Origin of the sequence: Streptomyces katrae (genome assembly GCF_000966975.1) — a bacterium.
GTDB lineage: Bacteria > Actinomycetota > Actinomycetes > Streptomycetales > Streptomycetaceae > Streptomyces > Streptomyces katrae.
In genome coordinates this window covers 1-662 of sequence record NZ_JZWV01001477.1, presented here as the reverse complement: position 1 = coordinate 662, position 662 = coordinate 1, and the positions used below count along the sequence as shown (strand labels likewise).

Genomic DNA, 662 nt, shown 5'->3' with positions numbered 1-662 from the left:
CGTCGACCCAGCTCAGCGCCCGCCCCTTGGCGGCGACCACCGGAAGCTTGCGCCCCCGCAGCAGCGGCACCAGGTGGCTGTCGGTGACGCCCTCCCCGTAGAACAGCCCGAACCGCAGGCTCACTCCCTCGATCCCGTCGGCGGTGAACGCCAGCTCCTCCTTGGTCCGCATCGCGCCGACGTGCCGCTCCAGCCAGACGTTCGTCCCGCGCGGCCCGAAGCCGTCGTCCTCGCCGATCAGCGCCCCGCCGTGGTCCCCGTACCCGTAGCCGAACATCATCGACTCGACGACGAACCGCCGCGCCCCCGTCTCCCGGGCGGCGGCCAGCAGGTTCACCGTGCCCTCGGTGCGCAGCCGGTTGGTGCCCGCCATGTCCTGGTGGCGGGCCATGGCCTTGCCCGCGAGTGCGGTCGCCGCGTGCACGACCGCGTCGAAGCCCCGCCCTTCGACGGCCCGCAGCAGCCCCTCCCGGTCGAGCAGGTCGGCCCGTACGTCCATCCCGGCGCCCCGGCCGAGGCCCGCGACCTCGTGGCCCGCGGCGCGCAGGGCCGCCGCCGTCCGCTGTCCCAGGACCCCGCTCGCACCCGCCAGCAGCACCTTCATGACCGTCCTCCTCCGTCGTGGTCTCACTCAGGGGACAGACGGCCCGGTCCGGATGTGA

1 protein-coding gene is annotated in these 662 nt (G+C 74.5%); it reads right to left on the bottom strand.

The features are described 5' to 3' along the window. Nucleotides 1-604, bottom strand: a 604-nt coding sequence (locus VR44_RS38465) for an NAD-dependent epimerase/dehydratase family protein (RefSeq protein ID WP_045952327.1), incomplete at its 3' end; no start/stop codon positions are given. Nucleotides 605-662: the final 58 nt, after the last annotated feature.